The organism is Phosphitispora fastidiosa, from assembly GCF_019008365.1.
Taxonomy (GTDB): domain Bacteria; phylum Bacillota; class Thermincolia; order Thermincolales; family UBA2595; genus Phosphitispora; species Phosphitispora fastidiosa.
Genome location: NZ_JAHHUL010000134.1, coordinates 1 through 268 on the forward strand (window position 1 = coordinate 1; position 268 = coordinate 268).

Here is a 268-nt window from a genome sequence, read left to right on the forward strand (position 1 = left end):
TCCGCATCTGGAGTCCTGCGACCGAGCGCGCATGGCTCTCGAACGAGCGCTTCCATTCGCGCATCGCGGCGACGAAGCAGGCCGCCATGGAATGGGTCGGCTTGGCGGAGAGCGTGCGATAGAGCTCCTCGATCGACTCGCCTGACCAGAACGCTTGCTCAAACCGGTCCATCGAGCGGCGGGTCCGGGCGTAGAGGAAGATCTTGTCGATCGCGATGGCCCAGACCCAGACCGAGCAGGACAACAGGCCAAGCATGACGCATTTCAC

1 protein-coding gene is annotated in these 268 nt (G+C 63.4%); it reads right to left on the minus strand.

The window, feature by feature from the left end:
- A partial coding sequence (locus Ga0451573_RS19245; RefSeq protein WP_231685804.1) for a MotA/TolQ/ExbB proton channel family protein occupies positions 1-268 on the minus strand: 268 nt, incomplete at both ends.